Origin of the sequence: Phycicoccus jejuensis (assembly GCF_000720925.1) — a bacterium.
GTDB classification, from domain to species: domain Bacteria; phylum Actinomycetota; class Actinomycetes; order Actinomycetales; family Dermatophilaceae; genus Phycicoccus; species Phycicoccus jejuensis.
The window spans coordinates 540,668-556,530 of sequence record NZ_JOEE01000004.1; the positions used below are offsets into that span (position 1 = coordinate 540,668).

At 72.6% G+C, this 15,863-nt stretch carries 15 protein-coding genes and 1 pseudogene; 6 read left to right on the top strand and 10 right to left on the bottom strand.

All coding sequences use genetic code 11. From position 1 onward, the window contains the following. Positions 1 to 65: 65 nt before the first annotated feature. The 3 genes from ctaC to IG69_RS0111060 are packed head-to-tail and all read left to right on the top strand — an operon-like array spanning position 66 to position 3,147. Complete coding sequence (gene ctaC / locus IG69_RS0111050) at positions 66 to 959, top strand: aa3-type cytochrome oxidase subunit II (RefSeq protein WP_036829697.1); 894 nt, start codon at positions 66 to 68, stop codon at positions 957 to 959. Positions 960 to 984: 25 nt separating this feature from the next. Continuing rightward, positions 985 to 2,730, top strand: a complete 1,746-nt coding sequence (ctaD, locus tag IG69_RS0111055) for an aa3-type cytochrome oxidase subunit I (protein ID WP_036829826.1) — start codon at positions 985 to 987, stop codon at positions 2,728 to 2,730. A 3-nt stretch (positions 2,731 to 2,733) separates the two neighbouring features. Further along, a complete protein-coding gene (locus IG69_RS0111060) occupies positions 2,734 to 3,147 on the top strand; it encodes a cytochrome c oxidase subunit 4 (protein ID WP_030528228.1) in 414 nt (137 codons plus the stop codon). Positions 3,148 to 3,223: 76 nt separating this feature from the next. Here IG69_RS0111060 and IG69_RS0111065 read toward each other — a convergent pair whose 3' ends face one another. The 6 genes from IG69_RS0111065 to ctaE all read right to left on the bottom strand — a co-directional run bounded on the left by IG69_RS0111065 (position 3,224) and on the right by ctaE (position 9,558). Next, positions 3,224 to 3,577, bottom strand: a complete 354-nt coding sequence (locus IG69_RS0111065; RefSeq protein ID WP_030528229.1) for a metallopeptidase family protein — start codon at positions 3,575 to 3,577, stop codon at positions 3,224 to 3,226. 3 nt (positions 3,578 to 3,580) lie between these two features. After that, positions 3,581 to 4,993, bottom strand: coding sequence for a serine hydrolase domain-containing protein (locus IG69_RS0111070; RefSeq protein ID WP_036829698.1), 1,413 nt, complete (start codon positions 4,991 to 4,993; stop codon positions 3,581 to 3,583). 99 nt (positions 4,994 to 5,092) lie between these two features. Continuing rightward, positions 5,093 to 6,832 (bottom strand): cytochrome bc1 complex cytochrome b subunit, encoded by a 1,740-nt coding sequence (gene qcrB, locus IG69_RS0111075; RefSeq protein ID WP_030528231.1) that lies wholly within the window; start codon positions 6,830 to 6,832, stop codon positions 5,093 to 5,095. Between the two features lies 1 nt (position 6,833). After that, positions 6,834 to 7,979, bottom strand: coding sequence for a cytochrome bc1 complex Rieske iron-sulfur subunit (gene qcrA / locus IG69_RS0111080; RefSeq protein WP_030528232.1), 1,146 nt, complete (start codon positions 7,977 to 7,979; stop codon positions 6,834 to 6,836). Between the two features lie 43 nt (positions 7,980 to 8,022). Beyond that, entirely contained in the window at positions 8,023 to 8,835 is an 813-nt protein-coding gene (gene qcrC / locus IG69_RS0111085; protein ID WP_030528233.1) for a cytochrome bc1 complex diheme cytochrome c subunit, read from the bottom strand. 54 nt (positions 8,836 to 8,889) lie between these two features. Beyond that, positions 8,890 to 9,558: an aa3-type cytochrome oxidase subunit III gene (gene ctaE, locus IG69_RS0111095; protein WP_483823624.1), complete on the bottom strand. Its 669-nt coding sequence runs from the start codon at positions 9,556 to 9,558 to the stop codon at positions 8,890 to 8,892. 137 nt (positions 9,559 to 9,695) lie between these two features. Between ctaE and IG69_RS0111100 the strand changes: the two genes are divergently transcribed. After that, positions 9,696 to 10,142, top strand: a complete 447-nt coding sequence (locus tag IG69_RS0111100) for a response regulator transcription factor (protein ID WP_030528235.1) — start codon at positions 9,696 to 9,698, stop codon at positions 10,140 to 10,142. Between the two features lie 5 nt (positions 10,143 to 10,147). After that, positions 10,148 to 11,221: an anthranilate phosphoribosyltransferase gene (gene trpD / locus IG69_RS0111105; protein WP_030528236.1), complete on the top strand. Its 1,074-nt coding sequence runs from the start codon at positions 10,148 to 10,150 to the stop codon at positions 11,219 to 11,221. 16 nt (positions 11,222 to 11,237) lie between these two features. On the opposite strand, the gene IG69_RS0111110 is transcribed toward trpD, so the two are convergent. The 4 genes from IG69_RS0111110 to IG69_RS0111125 are packed head-to-tail and all read right to left on the bottom strand — an operon-like array spanning position 11,238 to position 14,369. Further along, complete coding sequence (locus IG69_RS0111110) at positions 11,238 to 11,519, bottom strand: Lrp/AsnC family transcriptional regulator (protein WP_030528237.1); 282 nt, start codon at positions 11,517 to 11,519, stop codon at positions 11,238 to 11,240. 23 nt (positions 11,520 to 11,542) lie between these two features. Continuing rightward, complete coding sequence (locus IG69_RS0111115) at positions 11,543 to 12,298, bottom strand: dienelactone hydrolase family protein (protein WP_051750437.1); 756 nt, start codon at positions 12,296 to 12,298, stop codon at positions 11,543 to 11,545. A 41-nt stretch (positions 12,299 to 12,339) separates the two neighbouring features. Beyond that, entirely contained in the window at positions 12,340 to 12,594 is a 255-nt protein-coding gene (locus IG69_RS22965; RefSeq protein WP_245616123.1) for a VOC family protein, read from the bottom strand. 56 nt (positions 12,595 to 12,650) lie between these two features. After that, positions 12,651 to 14,369: a DEDD exonuclease domain-containing protein gene (locus tag IG69_RS0111125; RefSeq protein WP_030528239.1), complete on the bottom strand. Its 1,719-nt coding sequence runs from the start codon at positions 14,367 to 14,369 to the stop codon at positions 12,651 to 12,653. A 162-nt stretch (positions 14,370 to 14,531) separates the two neighbouring features. Between IG69_RS0111125 and IG69_RS0111130 the strand changes: the two are divergent. After that, positions 14,532 to 15,863, top strand: a pseudogene (locus IG69_RS0111130) (Ig-like domain-containing protein); the annotation flags it as partial.

The window sequence follows — 15,863 nt, forward strand, 5'->3', positions numbered from 1 at the left end:
GTGAGGTACCCGTGCAGTAGGGTTTGCACCGATCGTCCTCGCTCCACGACACGAAGGGTGCAGCGGTGCGCCAGCACGACTCCTCCTCGCCCCGTCGCCCACGGCGGCGGCTCGGCACCACGGTCCTCGTGGGTGCCCTCGCCACCCTCGCGCTCGGCGGCTGCGCCAGCGGCGACCTGCGCGGTGACGCCTCCACCGGATGGCTCCCGCACGCGGTGACCGAGGGGGGCGAGCGCGTCACGACCCTGTGGATCGGCGCGTGGATCGCGCTCATCGCGGTCGGCCTGCTCGTCATCGGCCTCACGGTCTGGTGCATCGGCGCCTACCGTCGCCGCCAGGACGACACCGAGCTCCCGGTGCAGCTGCGCTACAACATCCCGATCGAGATCCTCTACACGGTCGTCCCGATGCTGATGATCGTCGTGTTCTTCTACTACACGGCACGCGACGAGGCCGCCCTCATCGACACCTCGAAGAAGCCGGACGTCACCGTCAACGTCGTCGGCAAGCAGTGGAGCTGGGACTTCAACTACCTCGAGGACGACGTCCACGAGGTCGGCACGCAGGCCATCCTCACCGGCGAGCCCGGGGCCGAGGAGACCATCCCCACCCTGTACCTGCCGGTCGGCGAGCGGGTCGAGTTCGTCCTCACCGCCCGCGACGTCATCCACTCGTTCTGGGTGCCGGCCTTCCTCCAGAAGATGGACATGATCCCGGGGCGGGTCAACCGCTTCCAGGTCGTCCCCACCGAGGAGGGGCAGTTCAAGGGCAAGTGCGCCGAGCTCTGCGGCGCCTACCACTCCCAGATGCTCTTCAACGTCAAGGTCGTCTCGCGCGCCGAGTACGACCAGCACATGGCCGACCTCCGGGCGGCCGACCAGACCGGCCTGCTCAACAACACCCTCAACCGCGAGGCCCTGATGAGCGGCCAGAACGTCCAGCCCGGCGGAGGTAACTGACATGAGCGCCGCGACCGACACGACGATGCTGCGCGAGGCGGGCGTCCGCCAGCGCACCCGCCGGCTCTCGCCCGGTGCCACCGTCGTCAAGTGGGTGACGACGACCGACCACAAGGTCATCGGCAACCTGTACTTCATCACCTCGTTCGCGTGGTTCCTCATCGGTGGCGTCATGGCGCTGCTCATCCGCGCCGAGCTCGCCGAGCCGGGCCTGCAGATCGTGGACAACCCGGACCAGTACAACCAGCTGTTCACGATGCACGGCACGATCATGCTGCTGCTCTTCGCGACGCCGCTGTTCGCCGGGTTCGCCAACGCGCTGATGCCGCTGCAGATCGGGGCGCCCGACGTCTCGTTCCCGCGGCTGAACATGTTCGCGTACTGGCTCTACCTCTTCGGTGGCCTCATCGCTGCGGCGGGCTTCATCACCCCGAACGGCGCCGCCGCCTTCGGCTGGTTCGCCTACGCGCCGCTGTCGGACAACACCTACAGCCCGGGCATCGGCGGTGACCTCTGGGTCTTCGGCCTCGCCCTCAGTGGCTTCGGCACCATCCTCGGCGCCGTCAACTTCATCACGACGATCCTCACGATGCGCGCCCCCGGCATGACGATGTTCCGGATGCCGATCTTCACGTGGACCGTGCTCGTGACCTCGATCCTCGTCATCCTCGTCTTCCCGGCCCTGGCCGCCGCGCTCTTCGCGCTCGGCGCCGACCGGAGGTTCGGGGCGCAGATCTTCGAGCCCGCCAGCGGTGGCGCCATCATGTGGCAGCACATCTTCTGGTTCTTCGGGCACCCGGAGGTCTACATCATCGCGCTGCCGTTCTTCGGGATCATCTCCGAGGTCCTGCCGGTCTTCTCGCGCAAGCCGATCTTCGGCTACAAGACCCTCGTCTACGCGACCATCGCCATCGCGGCCCTCTCGGTCAGCGTCTGGGCGCACCACATGTACGTGACCGGACAGGTGCTCCTGCCGTTCTTCGCGATCATGACGATGCTCATCGCGGTCCCGACCGGTGTGAAGTTCTTCAACTGGATCGGCACGATGTGGGGCGGCAAGCTCGACTTCTCGACGCCGATGCTCTGGGCGCTGGGCTTCCTCGTCACCTTCCTCTTCGGTGGCCTGACCGGCGTCATCCTCGCGAGCCCGGCGCTGGACTTCCAGCTCTCCGACAGCTACTTCGTCGTGGCGCACTTCCACTACGTCGTCTTCGGCACGGTCGTGTTCGCGATGTTCGCCGGCTTCTACTTCTGGTGGCCGAAGTTCACCGGGCGGATGCTCGACGAGAAGCTCGGGAAGATCCACTTCTGGATGCTCTTCCTCGGCTTCCACCTGACCTTCTTCGTCCAGCACATCCTCGGAGCGCAGGGCATGCCCCGCCGCTACGCCGACTACATGCCGGAGGACGGGTTCACCCTGGGCAACCAGATCTCGACAGCCGGTGCCTTCCTGCTCGGCGCCTCGATGCTCCCGTTCTTCTACAACGTGTGGAAGACCTGGCGGTACGCGCCGCTCGTCGAGACCGACGACCCGTGGGGCTACGGCGCCTCGCTCGAGTGGGCGACGTCCTGCCCGCCGCCGCGCCACAACTTCGACCGCATCCCGCGGATCCGCTCCGAGCGCCCCGCGTTCGACCTGCACCACCCCGAGGCCGCGGTGGCCGGCGTCCACGACGCCGCGCACAGCTCCGACAGCGGCCTGGTGTCCGCGCTCGGCCCGGCCGACCTGCACGGCGAGGCCTTCGTCGACGAGAAGAACAAGGAGGCCTGAGCCATGCGGGCGATGGAACGGATCGGCATGCTCATCGGCGTGTTCGCGTTCGTCATGGCGGCCATCTACGGCACGTGGACGTCCTCGACGGTCATCGGCACGGAGTGGGTCGGCACGATCGGCCTCATCCTCGGCGGCCTGCTCGGGATGATGATCGCGTGGTACCTCTGGATGACCCGGCGGCGCCTGGACCGCGACCCGGCGGACGACCCGCTGGGCGAGATCGACGAGATCCAGGGCGAGTACGGCTTCTTCAGCCCGCACAGCTGGCAGCCGCTCTTCCTCGCGGGGGCCGCGGCGGTCTGCTTCCTCGGACTCGCGGTCGGCTGGTGGCTGTTCATCATCGGGGCGTTCTTCGCGATCCCCGCGCTCGTCGGCTGGACCTTCGAGTACTGGAAGGGCCCCAACGCCCTCTGAGCACGTGACCCACGACGAGGGCCGCCCGGGAGATCCCGGGCGGCCCTCGTCGTCGTCCGACCGGGCGTGCGTGGTCTCAGCCCCAGCCGAGGTCGTGGAGCGCGGCGTCGTCGATCCCGAAGTGGTGGGCGATCTCGTGGACCACGGTGACGGCGATCTCGTCGGTCAGCTCGTCGAGGTCCTCGCACATCCGGGTCAGGGGGCCGCGGAAGAGGACGATGCGGTCCGGGAGCGCCCCGGCCCCCCAGCCGTCGCCCCGCTCGGTCAGCGGGACGCCGTCGTAGACGCCGAGCAGCTCGGGGTCGTCGGCGGGCGGCTCGTCCTCGACGAGGAAGACGACGTTGTCGAGCATCGCCATCAGCTCCTCGGGCACCTCGTCGAGCGCGTCCTCGACGATGGCGTCGAAGTGCTCGGGCGTCAGCGCGTCCACGGCTCAGCCACGGGGCGCCTGGAGGGCGACGAGGGCCGGCCATCCGAGCGGGCGTCCGTTCCACGCCGCGGTGAGGACGCCGTCCTGTGCCCGCAGGCGCAGGACGTGCGGGGTCTCGCGGGCGACGACGACCGCCTCGAAGACACCCGGGGCGGTCCAGCCGGCCGACGCGGACCACGGGCCGTCCCCGACCCACGCGCCGTCACCGGCCGGCAGGACGAGCACGTCGCCGTCGTCGACCATCAGCTGCCACGGTGCGTGCGCGTCGCCGGTGGCCCGGACCGAGAGCGACCGGAGCGAGGGGTGGTCCTCGTCGGGCTCGTGGTGGGCCGTCACGGGCGCGTGAGCGGCTTCGGGGAGTCGTGAGTCGTCGGAGGTGACCGGCGGCAGGTGGGCGCCGGAGAGACGCTCCAGCAGGCGTGCGTGCGCCTCGTCGTCGCGGGGGAGCGGCGCGGGGGAGAGCGCGGGCAGCAGCTCCTCCCAGACCGCGTCGAGCAGCGCCTGGGTGTCGGTCGCGAGGGAGGTGACGGCCAGGACCAGCCCGCTGGGCGGGTGGACGAGCGAGAACTGCCCCCACGCGCCGTCCGCGCGGAACGCGTCGTGCCGGCAGCGCCAGACCTGGTAGCCGTAGCCCTGCTGCCAGTCGACCGTCTCGGGGTGCGGGGCGGTGTCGACGTGGACCGAGGTCATCCGCGCGGCCCATCCCTCGGGGAGCACGCGACGGCCCTGCCAGACCCCGTCGGCGCGCAGGAGCTCGCCGAGGCGGGCGAGCGCCTCGGTCGTCACGTGCAGGCCGGAATAGCCGAGGTCGAGGCCGTCCGTGCCCTGCCAGGCGGCGTCGTCGATGCCGAGCGGGTCGAGCAGGCGGGGGCGCAGGTGGTCGAGCAGGCGCTGCCCGGTGGCCCGCTGGACCGCCAGGGCCGCCATGAGCGTGGCGCCGTTGTGGTAGACGAACCAGGAGCCCGGCTCCTCGTCCGGCTCGGTCGCGAGGAACTGCGCGGGGAAGTCGGCGACGTCAAGGCCGCGCCACGTGAGGGTGTCCGAGTGGTGGCCGGTCGACATCGAGAGGACGTGGTGCAGCGTCAGGGTGCGGGCCCGGGGGTCGGCGGCGTCCGCGGCCTCGGGGAAGAGGTCGACGAGGCGGTCCTCGAGGCGCAGCAGCCCGTCGGAGACGGCGAACCCGACGGCGCACGCCGTGAAGGTCTTGCTCACCGAGTACACGAGCCGGATGCCGTCGCGCGTGTAGGGCGCCCAGTCCGCCTCGGCGAGGACCTCGCCGTGCCGCAGGACGACGAGCCCGTGCGCCTCGACACCGACGCGCTCCCACCGCTCCAGGAGCGCCTCGAGCGCCGCGGGAGGCACCCCCGCGTCCTCGGGCCGGGTGCGGGGCAGGGGGAGGGGCGCCGGGGTGCTCACGCGCTCCAGCCTAGGCGCGCGCCGGTGCGACACGGCCCGGGACGCGACGAGGCCGCACCCGCTGGGCGGGTGCGGCCTCGGTCGGTCGGGCGGGGTGCCTCAGTGGCGGCCGGCCGGCTCGGCGGACTCGATCTCGCCGGCGGCCTGCGAGCCCTCGAGGGCCTCGGTCTCGTGGCCGTGGTGGTGCGCGGCCGCGAGCTCCGCCGGGGTGACGGGGTTGACCGCGTCGGCGAAGTAGAAGCGCGACAGGCGGGCGCGCATCCGGTCCTTGCGGGCGGCCGGGCGGGCGACGCCGTGCTCGTCGACCTCGGGCTCGAGCTCGAGCGGCGCGACGGCCTCGTGCTGGACGAGGACCCACTGGTCCTCGGGCAGCCCGGCCTCGTGACGCTCGAAGAAGCGGCCGTCGGGCGTGCGGATGATCGTGCCGGACTCGCGGCCGTGCAGGACCGTGTCGCGGTCGCGGCGCTGGAGCGAGAGGCAGACGCGCTTGGTCACCCAGAACACGACGACCGGCAGGACGAAGAAGCCGACGCGGAAGAACCACGTGAGGTCGTTGATCGACATGCCGAGCTTGATCGCCATGATGTCGTTGCCGGAGGCGAAGAGCAGCACGGTGTACGCCGTGATGCCCGCCATGCCGATGCCGGTACGGACCGGGGCGTTGCGCGGGCGCTCGAGCAGGTGGTGCTCGCGCTCGTCACCCGTGACCCAGCGCTCGACGAACGGGTACGCACCGAGGATCACGTAGACGAGCGGCAGCAGGATCAGCGCGCCGGGGAAGATGTTCATCGACACGGTGAAGCCGAAGACGGTGAACTCGAGCCAGCCGGGCAGCAGGCGCAGCGCGCCGTCGGCGAAGCCCATGTACCAGTCCGGCTGCGACCCGGCCGTCACCGGCGAGGGGTCGTAGGGGCCGTAGGCCCACACCGGGTTGATCTGGACGAGCGCGGCGATGAGGGCCAGGACGCCGAAGACGATGAAGAAGAAGCCACCGGCCTTGGCCGCGTAGACCGGCATGACCGGGTAGCCGACGACGTTGTCGTTGGTCCGGCCCGGGCCGGGGAACTGGGTGTGCTTCTGCAGCGCCACGAGCGCGATGTGCGCCGTGAACAGGCCGATGAGGATGGCCGGGATGAGCAGCACGTGCGCCGAGTACAGGCGCGGGATGATCATCTCGCCGGGGAACGGCCCGCCGAAGATGCCGTAGACCAGGTAGGAGCCGATGACCGGCGCCGTCTGGACGAAGCCCGCCATCGCGCGGATGCCGGTGCCCGAGAGCAGGTCGTCCGGGAGGGAGTAGCCGGCGAAGCCCTCGACGATCGCGAGGAGGGCGAGGACCGAGCCGATGACCCAGTTGATCTCGCGGGGCTTGCGGAACGCCCCGGTGAAGAACACCCGGAACATGTGGACCACGAGGGCGACGACGAACATCAGCGCGGCCCAGTGGTGGATCTGGCGGATGATGAGGCCGCCCTTGATGTCGAACGAGATGTGCAGCGTCGAGGCGTAGGCCTCCGACATCTCGACCCCGCGCAGCGGCACGTAGGAGCCGTCGTAGACGGTGTGGCCGGCGCTCGGGACGAACCAGAACGTGAGGAAGGCACCGGTGATCAGGCAGATGATCATCGAGTACATGGCGATCTCGCCGAGCATGAAGGACCAGTGGTCGGGGAAGACCTTCTTCATGAGGTAGCCGACGGGCTTGGCGGCGCCCGTGCGGTCGTCGACCCAGCCGGCGAGCCCGCCGATCTTCTTCGCGCCGGCCGACGGGGCCACGTGGCGCGGGCCGTCACCGGTGCGCAGGGCGTCCGCCGGACGCTGGTTCGCGGTCGTGGACATGTCAGCCACGCTCCCAGAAGCTCGGGCCGACCGCTTCGCGGAACGGCTGTGCGGAGACGAGGTAGCCCTCGTCGTCGACGGTGATCTTCAATTGTGGCAGCGGACGCTTCGCCGGACCGAAGATGACCTTGCAGTCCTGGGTCACGTCGAAGGTCGACTGGTGGCACGGGCAGAGCAGGTGGTGCGTCTGCTGCTCGTAGAGGCCGACCGGGCAGCCGACGTGGGTGCAGATCTTGGAGTACGCGACGATGCCCTCGTAGCCCCAGTCGAGCTCCTTCTGCGACTGGATCTGCGCGGGGTCCAGGCGCATGAGGAGCACGGCGGCCTTGGCCTTCTCCTCGAGCAGGTGCTCGGCGCCGCCCTCGTTGGTCTCCGGGTCGGGCAGGAGGCCCTGCGGCATGACGTGGTAGACCGACCCGATCGTCACGTCGGAGGCCTTGATCGGCTGGTTCTCGGGGTCCTTCATGAGCCGCAGCGGCTTGAAGGTCGGCTCCTCGCCGGGGCCGCTGGGGCCACCGTTCCACCAGGTGAGCGAGAGGCTCTTCTGCGGCATCTCGCCGAGCGAGCCACCGACCTGCAGCACGAGCGGCACGGCGAAGAGGCCGAGCGCGCCACCCATCGTCATCTTGAGCAGCGGGCGGCGGCCGATCTGCGACTTGCCGCCCTCCTCGGTGATCACCCGGACGACCTCGTCGCGGTCGGCGTCGGCGGCGCGCAGCGGGTGGCGCTCCTCGACGACCTCCTCGTCGGGCATGAGGGTCTTGGCCCAGTGCACGGCGCCGAGGCCGATGCCGAGCAGCGAGAAGGCCAGGGTGACGCCGAGGCCGGCGTTCGTGGCGCTCGTCGTGCCGATGCCCGGGATGAACACCGTCTGGTCCACGTCGAGCGCGAAGTACAGGACGATGAAGAGCAGCGTGGCGATGATCGAGACGCCGAAGAGGGCCGCGACCTGCTTCTCGGCGCGCTTGGCGGCGGACTCGTCGAGGTCCGCCATCCGCGGCACGTGGTGGGGGAGCCCGGGGTTGGTGAAGCGGTCCGGGAGGCCGCCGGTCCCGACGACGTGGCCCTCGTCGAGGCGCACGGCCTCACCGTGGGACCCGGCCGGGGTCACCTCGGTGCCGGGGGTGTGGGGGTCCTGCTCGTTCATCGGGGTACCGATCTGTCGTCGACGGAAGGGAACGTGGTGGGGGTCAGGCGGCCTTGGAGCCGAGCCAGACGGCGCAGCCCACGAGGATGCCGAGACCGAAGACCCAGGCGAAGAGGCCCTCGGTGACCGGGCCGAGCGAGCCGAGGGTCAGACCGCCCGGGCTCGGCTCCTGGTCGAGGGTGTCGAGGAAGGCGATGACGTCGCGCTTGTTCTCGGGGGTGATGTTGGAGTCGTTGAAGACCGGCATGCTCTGCGGGCCGGTGGCCATCGCCTCGTAGATGTGCTTGCCGGTGACGTCCCGCAGCGAGGGCGCGTACTTGCCGCGGGTCAGGGCGCCGCCGGAGCCGGCGAAGTTGTGGCACATGGCGCAGTTGACGCGGAACAGCTCGCCACCGACGGCGGCGTCGCCCTTGGTGGGGTCGACGGCCTCGTCGGAGGGGACCGACGGGCCCGGGGCGAGGGAGGCGATGTAGGCGCCCATCGCGGCGATCTGCTCGTCGGTGAACTTCACGTCGTCGGAGCGCATGGCCTGCACGCCGGGCTGGGTCATCGGCATGCGGCCGGTCCCGACCTGGAAGTCGACGGCGGCGGCGCCGACCCCCGCGAGCGGCGGGCCGGCGATCTGGTCGCCGGTGCCGGTCTGGCGGCCCTCGGCGTTGAGGCCGTGGCACGAGGCGCAGTTGGCCCGGAAGAGCGCCTTGCCCTCGGCGACCGACTGGGCCGGGAGGGCCTGCGTCGTGGCGTCGGCGGGCTCTGGGGCCACCGCCGCGTAGACGGCCCCCGTGAGGAACAGGCCGATCATGAGGAGGACGGCGATCGCTGCGGGGTGCCGGCGGCGGGCTGCCAGTGCGTTCACGGAGGGGTTCCTGTCGTCTGCTGCGTTACGTGTCGAGTCGGCGTGCGGGAGAACTTACTTCAGGACGTAGATCATGAGGAACAGGGCGATCCAGACCACGTCGACGAAGTGCCAGTAGTAGGACGTGACGACGGCGCCGGTGGCCTGCGCGTGCGTGTAGCGGCGGGTCGTGAAGGTGCGGCCGATAATGAGGAGGAAGGCGATGAGACCGCCCGTGACGTGCATGCCGTGGAAGCCGGTCGCGAGGTAGAAGATCGAGCCGTAGGAGTCGGACGAGAGGGTGACGCCCTCGGTGACGAGCGTGGCGTACTCGAGCACCTGCCCGGCGATAAAGATGGCGCCGAAGACGTAGGTGACGACGTACCACTCGCGCATGCCCCAGGCGCTGACCTTGGTCAGGCGGGTGCCGGCCGGCCGGGCGACGACGCCGCGCTCGGCCTGGAGGACACCGAGCTGGCACCACACGGAGGAGACGACGAGGATGATCGTGTTGGCCGTGGCGAACGGCACGTTGAGGATCGCGCTCTCCTCCGCCCACATCTCGGGGAGGTGCCCCCGCAGCGTGAAGTAGAACGCGAAGAGCGCCGCGAAGAACATGAGCTCGCTGGAGAGCCAGACCATCGTCCCGACGGCCACCATGTTCGGCCGCGTCGCGGGGCCGGAGCCGGGGATGGACGGGACCGGTCCCGCGTTCTTGACGGAAGCTGCTGCAGAAGTCGCCACGGACGCATTATGCCGACACCGGAGGGGGTGTGACGAGGCGACCCCCCGAAAGGCTCGACAACGCCCTGCACCGGTGGTGTGTTCCCGCCGAGCGGTCGGGTCCGGCGCCCCGGGACGTCCTCGCTACGATGCACGTCATGACCGATGCGCACGCCCCCGCGGGCCCGTCCACCTCGAGCGCCGACGGCATCCACCGCGTGCGCGTCCTCCTCTACAGCGACGACATCACGACCCGTGACGCCGTGCGCGCCGCCGCGGGTCGTCGCCCCGCGCGCGACGTCGAGGTCGCGTCGTGGCAGGAGTGCGCCACGGCCGAGGCGGTCATCGAGGCGATGGACGCCGGCGGGTTCGACGTCGTCGTGCTCGACGGCGAGGCCGCCCCGGTCGGCGGGCTCGGGCTGTGCCGTCAGCTGAAGAACGAGATCTTCCGCTGCCCGCCGATCCTCGTGCTCACCGGCCGCCCCCAGGACGCGTGGCTGGCCGGTTGGTCGCTCGCGGACGACGCCGTCCCGCACCCCCTCGACCCGATCGCGGTCGCCGAGGCCGTCGCCGGCCTCGCCCGCGGCCGGGCCACCGTCGGCTGAGCGGCGTGACCGCCTCGCCGTCCGGTGCGCTGACCTGGCCGGACCTCCTCGCCGCGCTGCTGCGCGGCGAGGACCTGTCGACGGACGCCGCCCGCTGGGCGATGGACCGCGTGATGTCCGGCGAGGCCTCGCCGGTGCAGCTCGCCGGCTTCCTCGTCGCGCTGCGGGCCAAGGGCGAGACCGTCGACGAGCTGCGCGGGCTCGCCGACATGATGCTCGAGCACGCGAACCGCATCGAGGTGCCCGGCGAGAGCGTCGACATCGTCGGCACCGGCGGCGACCGGATGCACTCGGTCAACATCTCGACGATGGCCTCGGTCGTCGTCGCCTCGACCGGCCTGCGCGTCGTCAAGCACGGCAACCGGGCGGCGTCGTCGTCGTCCGGGTCCGCCGACGTCCTCGAGGCGCTCGGGGTCGACCTGTCGCTGCCGCCGTCGCGGGTCGCCGAGGTCGCGGTCCGGGCCGGCATCACCTTCTGCTTCGCCGCGGCCTTCCATCCCTCGATGCGGCACGCCGCCCAGGCCCGCTCCGGGCTCGGCGTGGGCACCGCCTTCAACGCGCTCGGCCCGCTGACCAACCCCGGGCAGCCGACCTACGCCGCCGTCGGGGTCGCGGACGCCCGCATCGCCCCGCTCATCGCCGGTGTGTTCGCCGGGCGGGGCCGGGCGGCCGCCGTGTTCCGCGGCGACGACGGCCTCGACGAGCTGACCCTCGCGACGACCTCGACCGTCTGGTGGGTGCGCGACGGCGTCGTGACCGAGCTCGTCGTCGACCCGACCGACGTCGGCGTGTCGAGCGCGCCGGTCGAGGCGCTGCGCGGCGGGGACCCCGCCTTCAACGCCGACGTCGCCCGACGGGTCTTCGCCGGCGAGGCGGGCGCCCCGCGCGACGCGGTCGTCCTCAACGCCGGGATGGCCCTGGCCGTCGCGGCCGGGCTGGACGGCGAGCCGACGCGGGAGTCGCTGACCGCCGCCCTGGCCACCGGCGTGCGCCGGGCCCAGCAGGCGCTCGACTCGGGCGCCGCGGCGGGCCTGCTCGAGCGCTGGGTCGCGACGACCCGCGAGATCGCCGGGGCCTGAGCGCGCGTCCTCGCCCTCAGTCCTCGAGTCCGAGGCTGAACGCCGACTCGAGGTCGTGCGAGGAGTAGGTGCGGAACGCGATGTGCGTGTTCGTGCCGGTGACGCCCGTGACCTTGTTGAGCCGGTCCGCGATGACGTCGGCGAGGGCCTCGTGCTGGCGGACGCGGACCATCGCGACGAGGTCGGCGTCGCCGGCGACCGAGTAGACCTCGGTGACGCCGTCGATGTCGGCGATCTCCTGGGCGACCTCGGGGATGCGGTCGACGTCGGCGGTGATGAGGACGATGGCGGTGATCACGCGGTCAGCCTAGCCAGCGGCCGTCAGGGCCGCAGGGTCCGGTCGAGCAGCCCGCGCAGCTCGGCGAAGTGCCGCTCGGCGCCCGCCTCCTGGTACATCGAGGTGTCGGCCATCGAGTAGCCGTGGGGTGCGTCCGGGTACACCTCGTTCCTCACCGTCAGGCCCGCCTCGGCGGCCGCCGTGCCGAGCGTCTCGACGGCCTCGGGCGGCATCGAGCGGTCGTGGTCGGCGTGGCCGAGGACGAGCTCGGCCCGGGTGGTCGCGAGCGAGAGGTGCGGGCTGTCCGGCTCGTCCGTCACCAGCCCGCCGCCGTGGAAGCCGCCGCAGGCCGCGACGACGTCGGGGTGGTCGCCGGCCGCGCGCAGGGCGATGCGCACGCCCATGCAGTAGCCGGTGACGCCGACCGGGCCGTCGTCGGTGGCGTCGAGCCCGCGCAGGTGCTCGAGGTAGGCGGCGACGTCGGGCCGCGAGAGGTCGCTCGTGAGGTGCCCGACGCGCGGCATCGCGAGCTGCATGAACGCGTCGCGGCCCTCGGGGGTGCGCAGGTCGCCGGTCGGCATCAGCTCGGCGACGCTGCCCTCGCGGTGGAAGACGTTGGGCGCGAGGACGGTGTAGCCCCACGAGGCGATGCGCTCGCACATCGCGGCGATCTGCGGGCGCAGGCCGATCGCGTCCATGACGAACAGGACGCCGGGGCCGTGGCCGGCGGGCGGGAGGGAGAGGTGGGCCTCGGCGGAACCGCCGGGCACGGGGACGTCGACGAGGTTCAGGTCGCTCACGGGGCCGACGCTACGCCCAGCAGAACGGGGAGGCCGTCGCGTCAGCCGCGCACGAGGCAGAAGGGATGGCCGGCCGGGTCGAGGTAGACGCGGAACCCGCCGTCGGAGGAGGGCTGCTCGGCGTGCACGCTCGCACCGGCCGCGAGCACGGCCGGCTCGGCGGCGTCGATGTCCTGCACCGAGAGGTCGAGGTGGAACTGCTGCGGGTGGGCGCCGCCCGGCCAGGTGGGGGCCACCCAGTCGTCGATGCGCTGGAAGGCGAGGGTCGTGCGCCCGTCCGGCCGCTCGGGAGACACGCCGCCGCCCGGCGGACGGGACGCGTCCGCATCGCCCCGAGCTGCCTGGACCCGGGTCAGGAGACGCCGGCGAAGCCGGCGGTGCGGCGGCGCGAGGTCTCGAGCGGCTCGAGCTGCTCGCGCACGGCCGCGGCGCCGCCGACCGGGCAGGTCCAGTCGCCGTCGACGTCGACGACGCGCACCCCGGGCGCCTCGAGCCAGCGCAGGACCTTCTCGCTCTCCTCGGCGGTCGCCGCGGTGGCCGGGGCGACGGGCGCCGCGACGACCTCGGCGCTCGCGCGCAGCGCCCCGATGTAGGGCATCGGGTCGGCGCCCCGCGGCGAGGTGGTGCTCCCGGCGAGCCGCCCGTAGCGGACGCAGACGACCTCCCAGCCGCCGGTGACCGAGCGCCGGGCGGCGACGAGCTCGGGGATGCGGGCGAGCGGGTGCAGCCGCTGGCTGCGGGTCGTCCCGCGCACGAGGGCGACGAGGCGGTCGCGGACGACCTGCGCGTCCTCGAAGCGTTCCGCACCCGAGAGGGCGGCCATCCGCTCCTGGAGCGCGGTGAGCAGACCGCGGGCGTGCCCGTCGAGGAGCGCGGCGGCCTCGGCGACGACCTCGGCGTACTCGTCGACACCCTGCGCACCGGTGCAGGGCGCCCCGCAGCGGCCCATCTCGGCGAGGGCGCAGGCGGTGCGCGGGCGGCTGGGGGAGAGGCGCTCGACGCACTGGCGCAGCGGGAGGACCTCGTGGACCGCCGACACGGCGGCCTCCGCCGCCTGCCGAGAGCCGAACGGCCCGGCGTAGCGGGCGCCGTCGGCGGCGACGGCGCGCACGATCGACAGGCGCGGGAACGGCTCGACGGTCAGCTTGACCCACAGCGCCTTCTCGGGATGGCGCGAGCGGCGGTTGTAGCGCGGCTTGTGCTGGGCGATGAGCCGCAGCTCGCGGACCTCCGCCTCGAGCGTCGTCGCACAGACCACGGGCGAGACGGACTCCGCGAGGCGGACCATCTCGCCCATCCGGCGACGGTGCTCGGACGCGGTGAAGTAGGAGCGGACGCGGGTGCGGATGGAGACCGACGTGCCGACGTAGAGGACGCGGTCGTCGCCGTCCTTGAAGAGGTAGACCCCGGGGGCGTCCGGGAGGCCGTCGGCGAGGTGGCGCTTGCGGCGCCGCGCCGGGGAGACGCGGGCGGTGTAGTCGAGGAGCTCCTCGAGGGAGTGCACGCCCAGGCTGCCGACCCGCCCGATCAGCGCGTGGAGGACGTCGACGGTCGCGCGCGCGTCGTGGAGCGCCCGGTGGTCGGGCGTGGTCGTGGCGCCGAAGTGCGCCGCGAGCGTGCCGAGGCGGTGGTTGCGGACCTCGTCGCGGGGGACGAGCTGGCGGGCGAGGTGCACGGTGTCGAGGACGGCGAACGACGGCCACTCCCGGTCGCAGCGCAGCGCCGCGGCCTTGAGGAACGACACGTCGAAGCGGGCGTTGTGGGCGACGAGCACCGACCCGGCCGCGAACTCGAGGAACTGCGGGAGCACGGTCTCGATGCGCGGCGAGCCCGCGACCATCGCGTCGGTGATGCCGGTGAGGACCGAGATGAACGCCGGGATCGGCTCGCCGGGGTTGACGAGCGTCTGGAACTCGCCGACGACGACACCGCCGCGCACGCGCACGGCGCCGATCTCGGTGATGCCGCACTCGGCCGGGCTGCCGCCCGTGGTCTCGAGGTCGACGACGACGAAGTCGACGGACGACAGCGGGGTGCCCAGGTCGTCGAACGTGCCCTGGACCATCGTCATGCCCCGAACGGTAGGTCGGGGCACCGACAGGTCCGTCGAGGCGCGCGGGGAGTGCTCCCCTCCGGGTCCGGGCCCGACGGCGTGCCCGCGCGGTTACAGTGTGGCGACGTCGCGACGGCCCGGAGGCCGTGGGCACCGGGGGAGCGCACGAGGGAGGCAGCAGTGGCACGTGGCGGTGGCGCACGCGCGCGGAGCCGGCAGACCCGCCGCCGCCTCGCGAGCCTGCTCGCCGTCGTCCTCGTCGCCTCCGGCCTCGGGTACGCCGCGGTCGCGAGCGACGGCACCACGGTCCACGAGGCCGACCTCAACGACGCCGGTGTCTGGGTCAGCTCCGGAGCCCAGGCGAAGTACGCGAAGGCCAACGTGCCGATCGGCCAGCTCGACACCGGCATCGCCACCGACGCGGCGCCCGGCGCCGGGCTCGACCTCCTCCAGGACGGTGCCGTCGTCCTCGGCCTCGACACCGGCACCGGCGAGCTCTCCGCCCTCGACGTGGCCGCCTCCACGGCCGGCGACCCGGTCGCCGTCGTGCCCGGCCCGGGTCGCGGCACGGCGAAGGGCTTCCGCCCGAGCCCGGTCGACCTGCGCGGCGGCACCCTCGCGCTCCTGGACCCCGCGAGCGGCAAGGTCTGGGGCCAGCGGGTCGACCCTCGCAGCGGCACGACGGAGTTCCCCGGCGTGGCGGCCGGCGCCAAGCCGCTCGCGACGGTCGGGCGCCAGGCGGCGCTCGCCGTGGGGCTCGACGGCGCGATCCACGTCGTCTCCGGCGCCGACGGCAAGGTCACGACCCTCGCGCCCACGGCCGCCGGGGGCTTCTCGCGCCCCGTCGTCACGCCGACCGCCCTGCGGTCCCCGTCGCCGGACGTCACGGCCGTGGGCCCCCGCTGGGTCGCGTACGACCCGGCGTCGGACCGGGTCTTCACCGCCGACGAGCGGGACGGCGTCGACGCGCAGGTGACGACGGACGGGGCCCGGTCGGCGGCGCTGCAGGTGCCGGGCCCGGACGCCGACACGGTCGTCGTCGAGTCCTCGGCCCGGGCGACGCAGGTGCCGCTCGACGGTGGCCTCTCGCCGGGCGGCGTCGTCGTCGGCGAGCGGGTGAACCGCGTCCCCGGGGCCACGCTGCTCAGCCGCCCGGTCGTCCTCGGCGGCTGCGTCCACGCGGCGTGGGCGGAGGAGGGTCGCGTCTTCTACGGGGCCAACTGCGGGCGCACCGGCGACGAGCAGACGGCCACGCTGCCCGCCGACGGCGAGCAGCCGACCCGCGACGGCGTGGCGCTGCGGGTCAACCGCGGCCTCGTGGTCCTCAACGACCTCGACAACGGCGGGGTCTGGGACCTCGAGGACAAGCCGACGAAGATCGACAACTGGGACGCGCTGACGCCGCCGACGCGCCAGGACGACAAGAACCAGAAGAAGGACGAGAACCTCGTCGACGAGGCCGCCGCACAGCAGCCGCCCAAGGCCGTCCCCGACGCCCAGACGGTGCGCCCC